The sequence below is a fragment of the Bradyrhizobium sp. LB11.1 genome (genome assembly GCF_040549385.1).
Classification (GTDB): Bacteria; Pseudomonadota; Alphaproteobacteria; order Rhizobiales; family Xanthobacteraceae; genus Bradyrhizobium.
Genome location: NZ_JBEPTH010000010.1, coordinates 65,151 through 80,275 on the forward strand (window position 1 = coordinate 65,151; position 15,125 = coordinate 80,275).

Annotated in this window: 17 protein-coding genes and 1 tRNA gene; 8 read left to right on the forward strand and 10 right to left on the reverse strand. The window is 63.4% G+C overall.

The window, feature by feature from the left end; all coding sequences use genetic code 11:
• Nucleotides 1-48: 48 nt before the first annotated feature.
• Nucleotides 49-633: a hypothetical protein gene (locus tag ABIA96_RS24605; RefSeq protein WP_354139638.1), complete on the reverse strand. Its 585-nt coding sequence runs from the start codon at nt 631-633 to the stop codon at nt 49-51.
• Between the two features lie 381 nt (nt 634-1,014).
• On the opposite strand from ABIA96_RS24605, the gene ABIA96_RS24610 reads away from it, so the two are divergent.
• Nucleotides 1,015-1,674: a peroxiredoxin gene (locus ABIA96_RS24610; RefSeq protein ID WP_354139639.1), complete on the forward strand. Its 660-nt coding sequence runs from the start codon at nt 1,015-1,017 to the stop codon at nt 1,672-1,674.
• A 6-nt stretch (nt 1,675-1,680) separates the two neighbouring features.
• On the opposite strand, the gene ABIA96_RS24615 is transcribed toward ABIA96_RS24610, so the two are convergent.
• Nucleotides 1,681-2,076 carry a DUF2177 family protein gene (locus ABIA96_RS24615; RefSeq protein WP_354139640.1) on the reverse strand — a complete coding sequence of 132 codons (396 nt, stop codon included), beginning with the start codon at nt 2,074-2,076 and terminating at the stop codon, nt 1,681-1,683.
• A gap of 162 nt (nt 2,077-2,238) precedes the next feature.
• Here ABIA96_RS24615 and ABIA96_RS24620 point away from each other — a divergent pair, with 162 nt between their 5' ends.
• Nucleotides 2,239-3,678, forward strand: coding sequence for a cryptochrome/photolyase family protein (locus ABIA96_RS24620; protein WP_354139641.1), 1,440 nt, complete (start codon nt 2,239-2,241; stop codon nt 3,676-3,678).
• Nucleotides 3,679-3,746: 68 nt separating this feature from the next.
• Nucleotides 3,747-4,055 (forward strand): histone, encoded by a 309-nt coding sequence (locus ABIA96_RS24625; protein WP_354139642.1) that lies wholly within the window; start codon nt 3,747-3,749, stop codon nt 4,053-4,055.
• Between the two features lie 61 nt (nt 4,056-4,116).
• On the opposite strand, the gene ABIA96_RS24630 is transcribed toward ABIA96_RS24625, so the two are convergent.
• From ABIA96_RS24630 to ABIA96_RS24640, 3 genes are all read right to left on the reverse strand, one after another.
• Nucleotides 4,117-4,860, reverse strand: a complete 744-nt coding sequence (locus ABIA96_RS24630; RefSeq protein WP_354139643.1) for a hypothetical protein — start codon at nt 4,858-4,860, stop codon at nt 4,117-4,119.
• An 88-nt stretch (nt 4,861-4,948) separates the two neighbouring features.
• Nucleotides 4,949-5,827, reverse strand: a complete 879-nt coding sequence (locus tag ABIA96_RS24635) for a DMT family transporter (protein WP_354139644.1) — start codon at nt 5,825-5,827, stop codon at nt 4,949-4,951.
• Nucleotides 5,828-5,912: 85 nt separating this feature from the next.
• Complete coding sequence (locus ABIA96_RS24640) at nt 5,913-6,359, reverse strand: hypothetical protein (protein ID WP_354139645.1); 447 nt, start codon at nt 6,357-6,359, stop codon at nt 5,913-5,915.
• A 295-nt stretch (nt 6,360-6,654) separates the two neighbouring features.
• On the opposite strand from ABIA96_RS24640, the gene ABIA96_RS24645 reads away from it, so the two are divergent.
• The 3 genes from ABIA96_RS24645 to ABIA96_RS24660 all read left to right on the forward strand — a co-directional run bounded on the left by ABIA96_RS24645 (nt 6,655) and on the right by ABIA96_RS24660 (nt 8,902).
• Nucleotides 6,655-6,918: a hypothetical protein gene (locus ABIA96_RS24645; RefSeq protein WP_354139646.1), complete on the forward strand. Its 264-nt coding sequence runs from the start codon at nt 6,655-6,657 to the stop codon at nt 6,916-6,918.
• A gap of 415 nt (nt 6,919-7,333) precedes the next feature.
• Nucleotides 7,334-7,618 carry a hypothetical protein gene (locus tag ABIA96_RS24655; protein ID WP_354139647.1) on the forward strand — a complete coding sequence of 95 codons (285 nt, stop codon included), beginning with the start codon at nt 7,334-7,336 and terminating at the stop codon, nt 7,616-7,618.
• Nucleotides 7,619-7,936: 318 nt separating this feature from the next.
• Complete coding sequence (locus ABIA96_RS24660) at nt 7,937-8,902, forward strand: AraC family transcriptional regulator (RefSeq protein WP_354139648.1); 966 nt, start codon at nt 7,937-7,939, stop codon at nt 8,900-8,902.
• Between the two features lie 49 nt (nt 8,903-8,951).
• On the opposite strand, the gene ABIA96_RS24665 is transcribed toward ABIA96_RS24660, so the two are convergent.
• From ABIA96_RS24665 to ABIA96_RS24675, 3 genes are all read right to left on the reverse strand, one after another.
• Nucleotides 8,952-9,028, reverse strand: a tRNA-Arg gene (locus tag ABIA96_RS24665).
• 150 nt (nt 9,029-9,178) lie between these two features.
• Entirely contained in the window at nt 9,179-9,634 is a 456-nt protein-coding gene (locus ABIA96_RS24670; RefSeq protein ID WP_354139649.1) for a hypothetical protein, read from the reverse strand.
• A gap of 159 nt (nt 9,635-9,793) precedes the next feature.
• On the reverse strand, nt 9,794-10,351 hold the full coding sequence (locus tag ABIA96_RS24675; RefSeq protein ID WP_354139650.1) for a hypothetical protein: 558 nt from the start codon (nt 10,349-10,351) through the stop codon (nt 9,794-9,796).
• Nucleotides 10,352-10,503: 152 nt separating this feature from the next.
• On the opposite strand from ABIA96_RS24675, the gene ABIA96_RS24680 reads away from it, so the two are divergent.
• Both ABIA96_RS24680 and ABIA96_RS24685 read left to right on the forward strand, forming a co-directional pair.
• Nucleotides 10,504-10,890, forward strand: a complete 387-nt coding sequence (locus ABIA96_RS24680; protein WP_354139651.1) for a VOC family protein — start codon at nt 10,504-10,506, stop codon at nt 10,888-10,890.
• A gap of 178 nt (nt 10,891-11,068) precedes the next feature.
• The gene (locus tag ABIA96_RS24685) at nt 11,069-11,422 is read left to right on the forward strand and encodes a GrlR family regulatory protein (RefSeq protein WP_354139652.1); all 354 of its coding nucleotides are present in this window, start codon (nt 11,069-11,071) and stop codon (nt 11,420-11,422) included.
• 8 nt (nt 11,423-11,430) lie between these two features.
• On the opposite strand, the gene ABIA96_RS24690 is transcribed toward ABIA96_RS24685, so the two are convergent.
• On the reverse strand, nt 11,431-14,118 hold the full coding sequence (locus ABIA96_RS24690) for a PAS domain S-box protein (protein WP_354139653.1): 2,688 nt from the start codon (nt 14,116-14,118) through the stop codon (nt 11,431-11,433).
• Nucleotides 14,119-14,208: 90 nt separating this feature from the next.
• The gene (locus tag ABIA96_RS24695) at nt 14,209-15,123 is read right to left on the reverse strand and encodes a DMT family transporter (protein ID WP_354139654.1); all 915 of its coding nucleotides are present in this window, start codon (nt 15,121-15,123) and stop codon (nt 14,209-14,211) included.
• Between the last annotated feature and the right edge of the window lie 2 nt (nt 15,124-15,125).

The following is a 15,125-nucleotide window of genomic DNA, read 5'->3' on the forward strand; positions in this document are numbered from 1 at the left end:
CTTTCTCGCGCCTCGCAAGGGGCGCGGGAATATCTCGGTTGCTCGTTCTTACATTCCAATGTCGAACACGTTCGGCAATTGGCCCGCCAGAGGCAGCGCGGTGGCGCCCAGGAAGGTCGCCACCAGCGCCATCAGGCGACGGTTGTTCTGGCGCTTGCCGCGCATCTGGGCGGCGATCCATTCCAGCATCTCGCGGTTGACCTTCGAGGCATAGGACGGCGCCCAGCTCTCGATGTCGATGTCCTGCGCCAGCGCGACGCTGCGCGACGGCACCTTCAGGCCTGAGGCGCTCGCGGCGTAATGGGCGACAGCCTTGGTCAGCAAATCGTCGAACCGGCCGCCATCAGCGCGCTCGGTCGCCGCTTCGTTGATCTCGAACAGCGTCTCGGCTTCGGCGCGGCTGACCGGCTGGTCGTTGACGGCCGTGGCCGTCAGGATGCGGGCGCACCAGGCGGTGTCATCGGCATCGATGGAGCGGGAAAAGTGCATCCGGCCCTTGGTGGTCGGGCCTTCACCCGTGATCACGCCGTCGCGCACGATGGAGAGCGCATGGGCCGCGGTATCGCGGCAGGACGGTTCGAGGGACGGCGACTCAACGGACTTTTCAACGGACTTGGGCACTGCGGCAGGCATAGTTCACTTCCAGATTTCTTCTGATCGACCAGCATTTTCATGCGGGCGTAAAGGGGCGGTTAACGATTCAATATGGGGTGCGCGACTTTTCTCAATGGTTGCCGATTAGTCGCTACGAGGACCATTTCGGTTCCGGAGGGCGTCGAGCCAGCGTGATGCGGGTCATAAAAGGCATTATCGGGGCAACCGGGACCGTGAAGCCCCGGTGGAGATGTTTCGCCGCAGGCGCCCCTGTAACAGAATGGTGCTAGAAAATGGGCTCTTCAGAGAAGGAATTCACATTTTACTTCAACCGGTTCACTTGAGGTCGCCAGGCCCTTATATATTGAGGATGACGGCCAGGAAAATTCTCAAGCAAATTCAATGTGATGAGGTAAAGCCATGACACTTCCGATCGGCGCCACCGCCCCCGACTTCGAAGCCGAGACCACCGAAGGGAAGATCAAGTTCCACGATTGGATCGGCAACAGCTGGGCGCTGCTGTTCTCGCACCCGAAGGACTTCACGCCGGTTTGTACGACCGAGCTCGGTGCTCTCGCCAAGTTGAAGCCGGAGTTCGACAAGCGCGGCGTCAAGCTGATGGGTCTCTCGGTTGATCCGGTCGACCGCCATTCCAAATGGTCGGTGGACATCAAGGAGACTCAGGGTGCCGCCCCGAACTATCCGATGATCGGCGACACCGAATTCAACGTTTCGAAGCTCTACGGCATGCTTCCGGCCTCGACCTCGGGCGATCCCCTCACCCGCACGCCGGCCGACAACCAGACCGTCCGCAACGTCTTCATCATCGGGCCGGACAAGAAGATCAAGCTGGTGCTGGTCTATCCGATGACCACGGGCCGGAACTTTCAGGAAATCCTGCGCGTGATCGACTCGCTCCAGCTCACTGCCAAGCATCGCGTCGCGACGCCGGCCGACTGGCAGCAGGGCGAGGACGTCATCATCTCGGGCTCGGTCTCCAACGACGAGGCCAAGACGATCTACCCGCAGGGCTGGAAAGAACCGAAGCCCTATATCCGGATCGTCCCGCAGCCGAAGTAAAGGGCCCTATCCGGTCACACGTTCCGCCACCAACAGACCCGCGGTCGACGAGACCGCGGTCACCACCGCGCCCCAGCCGATGTCGACGAGCGCGACCGGCCAGCTCCAGTGCTTCAAGAGCGCGAGCGCGGTGAGATCGAACGTCGCATAACAAAACAGCCCGAACAGCGCGCCATAGAGCAGCGTCGACTGCCATGTCGCGGCCGTTGCGCCGCTGACGAAGATGAGCACGCCAACGACATAGAGCAGGTAGAACAGCACGGCCGGAACCGGCTTGATCTCGCCCAGCATGTCGCCAACCTGCGCGGTGAAAAAGCCCTTGGCGACCAGGCCGAGGAACAGGAAATCCAGCCCGGTCAGGACGATCAGGGTTGCGGCATAGAGCACGGCGACGCGGTTCACTGGTGGCCTTCCCCATCCGCAGCGCGGACACATCTAAGGATGCCATCAATTACGGCGTGATGCGTGAGGGGTTTCATCGCTAAGGGCCTCGGTCGCAACGCGCATGAAACTCTGCCGTTGCCTTGCGTATATTAAGGGCCTGTAGAGCGAGTCTTCCGCCCCATGCCAAGCGCCCCGCCGGTTATCGTCTGGTTCCGCGACGATCTCCGCCTGTCCGACCACCCCGCTCTGCACGCCGCCGCCAAATCCGGCGCGCCAGTGATCTGCCTCTATGTGCTCAACGATGCAACCGGGCGAGCACCCGGCGGCGCTGCATGCTGGTGGCTGGCGCAATCGCTGCGCGCGCTCGCCGCCGATATCGCTGCGCGCGGCGGATCGCTCGTCCTGCGCAAGGGACAGGGCGCCAGGGTGATCCCTGACGTGGCGCGCGAAAGCGGCGCCAGCGCCGTCTATTGGAATACGATCGCTCAGACCCCGCATCAGGCCGTCGAGAAACAGCTCGAAGCAGTGCTGGCAAAGCTCGGCGTGGACTCGCAAAATTTTCCCGGCGACTTGCTCGTTCCGCCCTCAGCGATCCGCACCAAGGAAGGCCGGGGCCTGCGCGTGTTCACGCCGTTCTGGCGGCGGGTGCTGGCGATGGGCGACCCGCCCAAACCGCTGCCTGCGCCGAAGGAGCTTCGCCCGGCGGCGAAGATCGCAAGCGATCGGCTGGAGAGCTGGACGCTCGAGCCGACCAAACCCGACTGGGCCGGCGGCCTGCGCGAGAGCTGGACGCCAGGCGAAGCCTCCGCCCGCGTGCGATTGCGCGACTTCCTCAAGCACACCGCGCGCACTTATGCCGGCGACCGCGACCGCCCCGATCTTGAAGGGACCTCAAGTCTCTCGCCGCATTTACGGTTTGGCGAGCTCAGCCCGCGCCAGGTCTGGCACGCCGCGCGCTTCGCCGCGGCCGAAAATCCGGAGCTCGGATCCGGCGTCGACAAGTTCCTGAGCGAGCTCGGCTGGCGCGAGTTCTGCCGCCATCTGCTCCACGATCATCCGAACCTTGCCACCGAAAACCTGCAAACCAATTTCGACGACTTCCCCTGGAAGTCAGACAAGAAGTCGCTCGTCGCCTGGCAACGCGGCCGCACCGGCTATCCCATCGTCGATGCCGGCATGCGCGAGCTCTGGCACACCGGCGTGATGCACAACCGGGTCCGGATGGTGGTCGCCTCGTTCCTGGTCAAGCACCTCCTGATCGACTGGCGCGATGGTGAAGCCTGGTTCTGGGACACGCTGGTCGATGCGGATGCCGGCAGCAATCCCGCCAACTGGCAGTGGGTCGCGGGCTGTGGCGCCGACGCCGCACCCTACTTCCGCGTGTTCAACCCGACGCTCCAGGGCGAGAAGTTCGATCCCGATGGAGCCTACGTCCGGCGCTGGGTGCCGGAGCTGAAAGACGTGCCGGTGAAGCTGATCCATCAGCCCTGGCAGGCGACACCGATCGAGCTTGCGGGCGCCGGCGTCACGCTCGGCAAGACCTATCCGCAACCGATCGTCGATCATGCCAAGGGCCGCGAGCGCGCGCTCGCCGCTTACGCAAAGATCCGCAAAGGTTGAGCGTTGCTTTGACACAATTATGAAACCCGCTATCGTCATCGCTCCATGCAAACCGTGGGGGACACGATATGGACGACGATAAGCCGATCACCGAGCAGGCGATGGAAACAATCACCAGCGCCGTGGAAGCGACCAAGGACGCCGCAGTCACCGCCGTAAAAAAGGTGAAGAAGGCCGCCAAGCAGGTCGCGAAGAAAGTCGCGCCGAAGAAGACAAAGAAGGCTTCCAAGCAGAAGAAGGCCAAAAAGGCCACCAAGAAGTCGTCGAAGAAGGCAGCCAAGAAGTCCGTGAAAAAGGCCACCAAAAAATCCGCCAAGAAATCCGCCAAGAAAACGGCGAAGAAGGCTGCCAAGAAGAAAAAGAACGCCAGGCGCTGATCGCTGCACGATACCAAATCTCCGGGTGCGCGCGCGCCCGGAGATGTCTCCTCTACAGGCCTTACCCTCTCCGCTTCGCTGCCCGCCGGCCCGGGTGGTGCTTTCCCTTCGGATCGCGAAACTCGCTGCGATGGCCGCGCCGGTCTTCGGCGCTGAAGCGCCGCCGCTTCGCAGGCGAACCGAACGCCTTGATCACCTTCCTCCCGTTGACCTTCTTGATGACGTAGCCACCCTCGGTCATCGAGAACGGCGCCTTCAGCGTTCCCTTGTGGTCAAACCTGGTGCCGCGGGGATGCTTGAATGGCTCGAACCAGGACGGATAGACGAAGTTCGACATCGGCAAGCCGTCGACCTCGAAGGAGTCCTCCTCCACCGCGTCGCAGACCTCATAGGCATACTGGGTGTTCGGATTCTTGTCGGCCCAGAGATTGGCCATGGGGTCGAGCACCATCTCGAACAGCTCGTGCGAGGCCGCCACACTGATCGGCTCCTCGCCCAGCGCCTTGACGAAGATCTTCGAAATCGGCTGGCCGCGATGGGTCAGCTCATGGCGCCCGAGCATGTTCTTGTGCAAAGCATCGTCAAAATAGGCCAGTTGCCAGTCGGTGGCCTTCGGCTTGCGCGTGACATAGAGGTCGACCGGATAGCCCCACACCGGCAGGAAATGCTTGTCGTAGCACTTCTGCAGCGCCGCTGTGAGCTGGCTCATCTCGCGGTCGCTGATCGCCTCCCTGGCGTAGTTGATGCAGGCAATCCGAACCGGCTTCAGGTACCTGCCGAGCAGTGCGCGCTTCGCCTTCTTCATGGAAATCACCGTGTGAAAGGGCGGCTGAAATACGGTCAGCCTAACACGACGCGCCCCGCACGTCAGGGATGTATTCCGGCAGCCGGGCCTACGCGCCGAAGCGCCGGTTGACCACGAACACCGCGGCCGCGCACATCGTCATGCCGGCGATCGCCAGCGCATCGAGCTTCTCGCCGAACAGCAGATAGGCCATCAGTGCGGTCACCGCGGGCACCAGATAGAACAGGCTCGCGACCGACGTCGCCGCGGCATGGCGGATCAGCCAGTACAGCAGTCCAATCGATCCGATCGAGAGCGCCACCGCAAGCCAGCCGAGCGCAAGCACGAACTCCCGCGTCCAGTGTACGACACGGTCTTCGAATAGGAAGGCCGCGACCGCGAAGAAGATCGTGACGGCCACATATTGCACGAGATTGCCGGCGCGCCAGTCGATGTGGTTGCAGTAGCGGCGCTGATAGAGCGTGCCTAGCGTGATGCTGATCAGCGAGACCACCGAGGCGAGCCAGCCGAGCCCGGCCTCGCCGGTCATGGGCCGGTTGTGCAGGATCAACGCCACACCGCCGAGACCGAGCAGCAGGCCGCCCCATTGCACTGCCGTCACTTTCTCGCCGAGCCAGCGGTTGGCGATGGTCGAGGTCAGGATCGGCTGCAGGCCCGGAATGAGCGCGGAAAGTCCCGCCGGAATTGAATGCGCGATCGCAATCGCGGTGCCGCCGAGATAGAAGCCGTGAACGAGAATGCCGGCGACTGCGCTGTGCGCGATGCCGATGCGGTCAGGCCATTTCGGGCGGGCAACGCCTGCGATGACCGTCATCAGGCCAACCACCACCGCCATGCGGATGGCGAGATAGGTCAAGGGATCGGCGTTGTTGATGACGTATTTCGTGCCGATGAATCCCGTGCTCCAGAGCACGACGAACAGCACCGGCGCCGCCCGCGCGGCCAGATGATCTTGATTATAATTCATTGCCCCCTCATTGCCCGAGCGGGGGCGGTGCGGCAACGCGAATTTCCGATGCTGCGGTGCGACGGCGGCGGCTCAGGTCAGCCGATCACCATTCTTCCGGACAGGGGTCGATGATCTTCCAGAGATCGACACCGTTCTTGATCTTCTTCATGTCCGTGGTGAGCCCGCCATTGCGGCGGATCCAATCCTTCACGGTGTCGGGATAGTAGGACATCAGGTCGGATGTCCCCTCCGAGCTGGTGACCTTGATTCCGAAGGTGAAGGCCTTGTCGTAATAGGCCTGGTGGAAGCCGAGGCTCGCGCGCGGAGTCACGCAAATCTTGTTCATCGGCACGATACCGAGCACCAGCGTGCAGGCCGAGTTGCAGACGCCGTCGATGATGACCCGCTCGCCCTTGTCGCGGACGCGCTTGTACTTGGCCTTGTACTCCTCGACATAGCCGCCATGGTCGCGGGTGATGTGCAGCTCCGCGCGCGCTGGCGTGGCGGCAGCAACGAAGAGCAACAGCAGGCTGAGGGGCGTGATGCGCATGGCAGCTTGACGGCGAAATCCTTGCAGGAATGGACCGGCCTCGAACAGCACCCCGAAGGGCCGGCGGGAGGAATCCTAAACCGAATTCTTCTTTGGCCATACTTGTGTGGGGATTTCGTTAAGCATCCCGAAAAGGCCAAAAATGGGCAGACATCGACCGCAGGCCGGCAATTCTGTCACACCCATCCGGGAATCTGCGGGATTAGACCCGATTTCCAGGCTCCGGACGGGTGCCTCCACGGCTCGAACTGGCTATAGATGACTGAGTTATTTGCGCGGGTTCCGGAGAATCGAGATGAGCAGGTTGAAGCTTGTAGCCGCGGTTGCTGCCCTGTCGGCCGCAATCCTAGCCCCTGGCCTTGCGGAGGCACGGGGTCATCACAGGTATCACCGCCACTACGCCAACCCGCTGCCCTACCCGGTCAGCTATCTGCACAATTACGGCCCCGGTATCACCCCCGGCACCTTCGCCTTCTACGACGGCCCGTCGACCAACCACTGCTACCAGAGCGCGGCCGCCTATGTCGGCCAGGATCGCCGGCGGCACCCCTGCTACTGAGGGGCGCCGCCGCGTCTTGCGGCGGTCGCGGCCGACCGCCGCATGCAGTCTGCCGGGCCTATCGGCCCCCCTTCGCAGCCGTTGACGGATTGGCCTCCTCACGAACCTCCCTGGTGTGAAGATTCGGAAACATCTCGTCGTCGAGATTTTCCAGGATGAGCGCCTTGCGTCCGTCGCACGTGACGAGTCAGTCGCCCTTGTCGTCCTCATCTTGATCATTGCACTGCTTCAAGCAATCTGCTCACGACGACAAGATTTGGGACGAGGCCGGCATTAGCCACGGGCTCAAACCCGAGCTCGTCCTGCGGCAGGCTAGCCAGCTGAAGATTTGTTCATCAGCGTTACATTTCGGTTCTGCCACAATTTGATCAGAACAACTTCGATATCCTGTATTGCGTTAGCAGAGGAAGAGAACATGAATCTTAAGATTGGCCTCGTCGCCGCGTCCCTGTTCAGTGCCATCGCGGCATCGTCGACGGCGTCGGCCATGCCCGTTGCGCCTGCACCTGCGACACCGCAGGTCTCGGACGTAGAGCAGGTCCGTATGGTCTGCGACGCTTGGGGGCGCTGTTTCTGGCGTCCGAATTATGGATACTACGGTGCGCCGGCGCCGTATTACGGCCCCCGATATTATGGGCCGCCCCGCTATTATGGCCCGCGAGTCTACAGGCCCCGCTATTACGGCTATCGCCGCTGGTGAAATCTGAAGGGGCCCTCGGGGCCCCTTCGCTTTTGCGCGTTGGCGCTTGGCAGGAGCGCTTCCAAAACTGATCTATTAAAGATGAAGTTCGTCGAGCCGTCATGCTGCGCCGATGGCCGATTTGATCGCGCTTCGATGCCCCCTCGGGGCAGCCGATGAGCCGAGACCGTTGACGCTGACATCGATTCGACCGCTCTCGTGCATGAGGCCCGCATTGTTACGGCCCGGAATCCTGTTTACTGAATCGTTATGTTTCGCCATTGATGGCCATGTACCGATGTTCATTTCATTGTCATATTGCAGCATCCGGCCAGACGCATGTTCTTCGACGCTCTCGCCCCCTCTTCCGCGCTCCAGCTGACCCGGTTTACCGACGTCGACGCGTTTCGACCGGCCGAGTCGCTGGAAGACGCCCGCAGCATTCCGCTCGACGTCGCCAATTTCGCAGCCGCGCGGGCGATCGTGAACCTGCCGGCATGCAGGATCATCGTCGCGAGATCGTTTGCACGTATTCTTGACACCACCTACCGCGCGCCGGGCGGCATGGTGATCCTGCCGATGATCGACGATCTGCGCGCCAGCTCGAGCGGAATGGATCTCGACTCGCGCTTCTTCATTGCCCTGCGCGGCAATCATGACTGCCATTTCGTCGAGCCCAAGATCAATCATCATGCGCTGATCATGTTCTCGCCCACGCTCAGGGATCGCGGCTGGTTCGATCGCGCCGACGCATTGTGGGTTCGCATCGCTGACTCCGCCGCTCATCTCTACGCGCGGCAGCTTGTGCAGGACATCCTCAGGACCGCATCGGTCGCGCCGCACATGTTCGAGACCACGGAAGCCGCCGCCCATCTCCAGGAAGGGCTGTTGCTCGCCTTCGATGACCTGTTTCGAACGAAGCCGCTGTCGAAGCGTAGCGCCCCGAATGCAGGCGCGCGATCTGCCAGGCTCGTGCAGCAGATCGACGATTACGTCGCAGCCTATCCAACCGCCCCGATCTATACGGCCGATCTCGCCGGTGAGTTTGGCGTCTCGATCCGGACCCTCGGCGGCGCGGTGGCCAAAGTGCGTGGCATGAGCCTGCATCAATACATCCGCCTGAAGCGGCTATGGGCCACGCGCACGCAGCTCCTCAGGACCGGTGGCGCGTCGGTCGCAGCGTGCGCACGCGCTCAGGGCTTTCATCATCTCGGCGAGTTTGCCGCGGCTTATCGCGCGACCTTCCAGGAAGCGCCCTCGGACACGCTGGCGCGGGCCCGGCAAACCGGTCTTGTCGCGAATTGATAACAACTCGGCGCTGGACGGACAGCCTCGACGGCTTTGGGCTGACAAATGGCGCGCTCGGAAGGATTCGAACCTCCGACCCTCGGAATCGAAATCCGATGCTCTATCCAGCTGAGCTACGAGCGCCCGGGCCCGTATCCTGGGCCACAAACCCAAGCACCACGGTCATACGCTGGCAAGCCAACAAACCGACGACGCTCGGATTGGATCGGATTAGCAGAGAGGTCAGACAATAAAAAGCCCTCCCCGCCTTATTCGAGGCGGGCAGAGGCCCCTTTACCAGGTCGTGTTGAAAAGGCCGAAATGCGGCTGCTGTGCCACCAGCATCATCGGCTGGCCACGCTGCGGCACCGGACGCGTCCTTGCGACTTTGCGCTTGCGTTGGGCCGGGGCCTGGACTTTTGCCGCATCGGTCTTCGGCGTGAACTGGGCGAAGGTCTCGCGCACTCGCGCCTTCGCCGACATGTCAGCCAATGCGTCCGCCTGCGCGCTCGGCTGAGGCGCTGCGATGGCAGCCGTCTTCATCACCGGCGCGGCAAGGGTCGGTTGGCTGGTGTCGAGCACGACACGTTCAGGCAGATGGCGGTCGGACCGAATCCGGATCAACGGCTGATCGTAGCTTGCACCCGCAACGACCTGCGCAACCGGCGAAGTCGGCCAAATGAAATCAGCCGCGAACAACAGTACGAGCAGCGCTCCACCGACGAACACAAAATATCGAAAGATGGGCATTGGCCGCGCTCCGCCCCCCGCATCCGCGTGGGCTTTTCGCTTTAACCCGCGATGCTCTAATTGGTTCCTACGCCCCACCCCTTGGTTCAAATGGCAACGCCAGATTTTTGGCCAAGGGGCAAGGACAGTAACTTTTCCGCTAGCGGAATGCGTGGCCCTTTAGGCGCGCCGCGCAGTGACCAGAGAACACGTCGCCTGATCGGCATTCACGTTGACGAATCCGACGGGTACGCGCGCAAAGGTCTTGCGACTCTTCATGCCGACAATGTCGGCCAGCACGCGGCTGCGGTCGGTCAGATGGCTGCCGTCGCGCCGCGAGAAGGCGCAGACGATTTCCACATCCTTTACGGCATAGTCATTGTCATTTCGCACGGTAAACGTAACTAACGCCTTCGAGCCAAGCCCGCCGCGCCGCCAGGTCTGCGACGAGATCTTCATCCGGTCGAGACCCGCGGCATCCGCAGCGGAGGTATCTGGGGCGGTTGTAGGGGGAGCTGAATCGACACTTGCCAGCGCCAATTTCACCGACTCGGTTTGCGCGACGTTGCCTTCGGAGGGCGCCGTCAGCAGCCAGACGGCACCGCCGACGAGGATCGCGGCCAGCAGCCACAAGAAGCCTCGGTTGAGCCAGACGCTTGCTGGGGGCTGGGGCCGTGGCCGTTTCTCGCCCTTCCTGACGAAACTTCCCAATCCGATTCGGCCAAACCCTGCGTTCATGGGTGCGTCACTCGCCTCATCCTCAATCCGTGAGACGAACTAAGGTTCCCGCAACCGCGCGAATCTCGGATACGAGCCACGGTAGCGATCGTCGATCGGGATCGCTAACATGCGCCGCAACATCGCGAAGACCCTATCGGGGAGGAATTGAAATGCCAGTCGCTGTCACCTGGGATCACATCCATCTGCGTAGCCCCGACCCGGAAGCGACCGCGGCCTGGCTGCGCGACATCCTCGGCGGCGAGATCGCGCGAGCGCCGGGACGCATCGATGTGAACCTTGGCGGCGCGAGGATCTTCATCGCGCCCCTGGAAGGCGACAACGCCGTCAACCCACCGCCCCCGCATCCCCATCAGGGCCTCGACCATTTTGGGCTCACGGTGAAGGACATCGACACCGTCGCCTCCGAGATCAAAGCCAAGGGTGTGACGTTCACGCGCGAGCCGACCACGATCCGGCCCGGCGTCCGCATCTGCTTCATCCGCGGCCCCGAAGGCATCTCCATCGAACTGCTCGAGCGCGACAAAAAATACACCTGATCCTCCAAGGCCTAACGTCAGTTGGCCCCCCCGATCAGACCGTCATAACGGTGTCACAAACATCTTTGGCTCGCAGGGCCCACCCGCGAAACTGCCGCGTTGCGCGACAGGTTGCGCTTTGGCATAAAAGCTTCACCGGTTACGCCGTTGGGCGATGGCGGCCGGCCGACGGGACGTTATGAAGAACGGCCTCTATTCGATTCACGTGAGCCTGCTCGATGGACGAGCCGGTAAGGGCAGCGGCGTGATTCTTTTTCGCGACGGCAAGATCCTTGGCGGCGATGCCTACCTCTATTACACCGGCAGCTACATGGTGAAGGACGACCACACCTTCAAAGGCGAGGTACTGGTGCAACGGCACACCTCTCCGCGGGGCGATGACAATCCGCTGTTCGGCGGCCCTGCTCCGGTCGGCATCGGTGTCAGCGGTACCTACACAGATACCCGCGCGGAGATGACGGGCACTGCACTGGTCGGCAAAGCCAGCCTGATTTTCGGCGCCACCCTGCACAAGCTCGCAGAGGCCGACTAGGGTCAGAGCTATTCGGCAGCCTGCTCGAGCGGCGCCGTGCGCGGCAGGATCATCTGGATGCGCGTCCCCTCGCCCGGCTCGGAATCGAGATCAAGCCGGCCGCCGAGCCGGTTGGTGACGATGCTGTAAACGATATGGAGTCCGAGACCGGTGCCGCCCTGGTCGCGGCGCGTCGTGAAAAATGGATCGAAGGCGCGCCGGCGCACGTCGAGCGACATGCCGCAGCCATTGTCGGCAACAATGATCTCGACATTGTCCTTGCCGGACTCGCGCACCCGGATGTCGATGATACCCGGTCGTCCGTCCGGGAAGGCGTGCGCCACAGCGTTCAGGAACAGATTGGTCAGCACCTGGCCGTATGGGCCGGGATAGCTGTTCATGGTCAGGTTGGGCTGACACTCGACATTGAGGGTCAGGTTCTGCTTGCGCAGGCCCGGGCGCAAGCTCATCACTACCTGCTCGGTGAGGTCGGCGAGGTCGAAGCTGCGCTGGTCCGAATAGTTGCGGTCGGCCGCGACCTGCTTGAACGACTGGATCAGCTCGGCCGCGCGATTGAGGTTGGAGACGAGTTGCGATGACGCGTCGCGGCTAGTGTTGAGGTAATCGTTGAGCGTCGAGCGGCGAAGCTCGCCGCGCTCGACTTCGGCGCTGAACATCGACGTCTTGCGCTCCAGCGCAGAGGCGACCGTGAGGCTGATGCCGACGGGATTGTTGACCTCGTGCGCGACGCCGGCGACCAGGCGTCCCAGTGCCGCGAGCTTTTCCGCCTCGATCAGCGAAGCCTGGGTCTCGCGCAGATTGCGCAGCGCGGTCTCGGCGGAATCTTTGGCCTTGCGCATCTCCTGCTCGCCGCGCTTGCGCTCGCCGATGTCAAGCGCCACCGTGACGATCCGCTCGATCTCGCCCTCGGCATCCAGCAGCGGCAGCTTGTTGACCAGCCATTGCCGCATGTTGCCGGACGAGTCCTTGTACTCCTCCTCGTAGAAGCCGAGCCCCTTCCGCAAGCTAATCACGCGCTTGTCGTTCTCGTCGGTCTTGGCGGCGCCATAACGCGACATCAGATCGGCGGTGGTGCGGCCGAGTGCGTCGCCGGGCTCGATGCCGAAGATGCCGGCCATGTAGCGGTTCATCAGCACATAGCGGAGGTCGCGGTCCTTGACGTTGATGACAGCGGGCACGGTGTCGATGACCTGTTGGAGCAGGCGCCGGCCTTCGGCGACGGCGTCCTCCGCCCGCTTCTGGTCGGTAATGTCGCGCAGCGTGCCCTCATAGCGGACGATCCTGCCCTGCTCGTCTCGCACGCCGGTCGCGCTGTCGGAGAGCCAGAGGATGTTGCCGCTGCGCTGGCGCACCTGGTACTCGAACTCGCGCACGATGCCGTCGCGGTGCATCAGCCGCTGGTATTCCTCGCGCGCCTCGGGATCGACGTAGATGGTGTGGGCGATGTCGTTGATGCTGTCGATCAGGTGCTGGGGGCTGTGATAGCCCATCATTCGCGCCAGCGCCGGATTGGCGTTGAGGAGATCGCCGGCCGGCGTCGTCACGTAGATGCCATCAACCGAGCCCTCGAACAGTTTGCGATAGCTTTCCTCGGCCAGCCGCTGCTCGGTGAGCGCCCGCACCGCCGCCTCGCGGGCCGTGTCGGCCTCCTCCAGCGCACGGCGGAACACCTCTGCCGCGCGCGCGATGTCGCCGATCTCGTTGTCGAGATCGGCCGACGGGATCGAGGTCCTCTTCTCACCGGCCGCGAGTGCCCGGATCGAACGCGCGATCTGAGCCAGCGGACGCACCGTCCGACGCACCACGAAGCCGGCGGCGAGGATGCCGATCAACACGCCCATGCTGCCCAGCACGATGCTCTGCCAGCGCGCCTCCGCGAGCGTCCGGGCAAAATCGCGCGACAGCACATGGCCACGGCGGTCGCTGACATCACGGAGCAATTCGGTGACGCGGCCAATCAGCCGGCCCTCGGTTCCCAGCACCTCGCGGTCGATGTCGGCGATCTGCCGTTCGCGGACGGCGACCGCGACGAGGGCATCGGCGTAATTGTTCACGGCCGACTTCAATCGGCCATCTGCGATCACCATCGTCCGCATGCCCTGCGCGGCTTGTTCGGCCGCGGACGGGTTGCGTGCAAGCAGCCCGAGCGCGATCCGGCTCTGCGCCTCCGACAAGCGGGCAGCGAGATCGCGGTCCCCGCTTTCGGAGACCGCCGCATCGAACTGGTCGCGCAGCGGCGGCAGCCCGGCGAGCAACTGCGCACGGCGATCGATCAGGGTCGAGATCCGCGCCAGCCCGCTGCGGTAAGTCGCAAGCCGCTCGGAGACGCCGTCGATCATGTCCTGTTGCTCGGGGGCAAGATCGATACGGGTCTTCTTGAGGATGTCGCTCAGGGTCGAGGCAGCTTCACCCACCTGCTTGAATTGGATGCCGGCGCCGGGATCGGTGACGAAGTCACGTGCGGCGAGCCTGAGATCGTTCATGCGGCGGTCGATATCTTCCGCGAGATCGCCGACGCTTTGCAGCCGCTGGAGTTCGGCGAAGGTGGCGTCGATATGCCGGATCGCGATCACGCTTGCCGTCGAGGTGACGATAATCACCGCCAGCACCAGAATGAAGCTGCCGAACGTCATCTGGCCGATCGACAGCGAAAACGATCGCTTCGGCGGCGGATTCGGTGGCGTTTCGAGGGGCATTGGGGCGGGACCGGACTCCATACCTTCACAATATACGCTGTATCGCCCCTCCGGGGGAACATGCCTCCGCCGGCCGGAAGCGGCTGTTTTTCATGATGGTTTAGCGACGGTCGGGCGCCGGGCCGGGATCGTCATGGCGGCAACGCCGAGGACGACGCAGGCCAGTCCAATCCAGGCGGTCTGGCTCAGGGTTTCCCCAAGGAAGGCGACGCTGATGGCGACCCCGATCGGGACACGGAGATAGGCCTGCGCCGTAGTGCCGACCGAGCCGAGGGTCTGGATCAGGCGGAAGTAGATCGCGAACGCCGCCGCGGTCGAGAACACCGCGAGCGCGAGCAGCGCCAGGATCGAGCCCAGCGAGGGCGACAGCGTCCAGGGCCGCTCGAGCACGAGCGAGGCCGGGATCAGCACGGCCGCGCCCGCCAGCAGCGAGCCGGCGGCTGGCGCCAAGGGATCGAGACCCTTAAAGCTCCGGCCGAAGATCGCGGCGCAGGCGTAGCAGATGGTGGCGGCAACGATGGCCGCTTCCGCGACGAGGCCGCTGCCGATGCCACGGAACGCATCGACGCCGACGATCAGCAGGATCCCGGCCATGCCGGCGACCACGCCGAACAGTTTTCGCGGGGTCGTCGCCTCGTGGCGGGTGACGATTGCGGTGAGCAGGTAGGTGAAGATCGGGCCAGCCGAGTTGAGGATGGTGGCGAGCGAGGCATCGACATGGCGCTCGCCCCAGGCGATCAGGGTCCAGGGGATCACGCTGTTGAGCACGGCCTGGAAGCCGAAGCGCTGCCAGGTCGCGGCGTCCGTCGGCATCTTGACGCCCCTCGCCCACATGACGGCGAGCAGCAGCAGGCCCGCGATCGTCGTGCGCGCGGCGATCAGGGTGACCGGCGGGATGGTGGCGACGCCGAGCTTGATGAAGGTGTAGGAACCGCCCCAGAGCGTTGCGAGCGCGACCAGCAGCGCCAGCTCGACGGCGATATTGGTGTCCTGCCGGTTGTCCATAG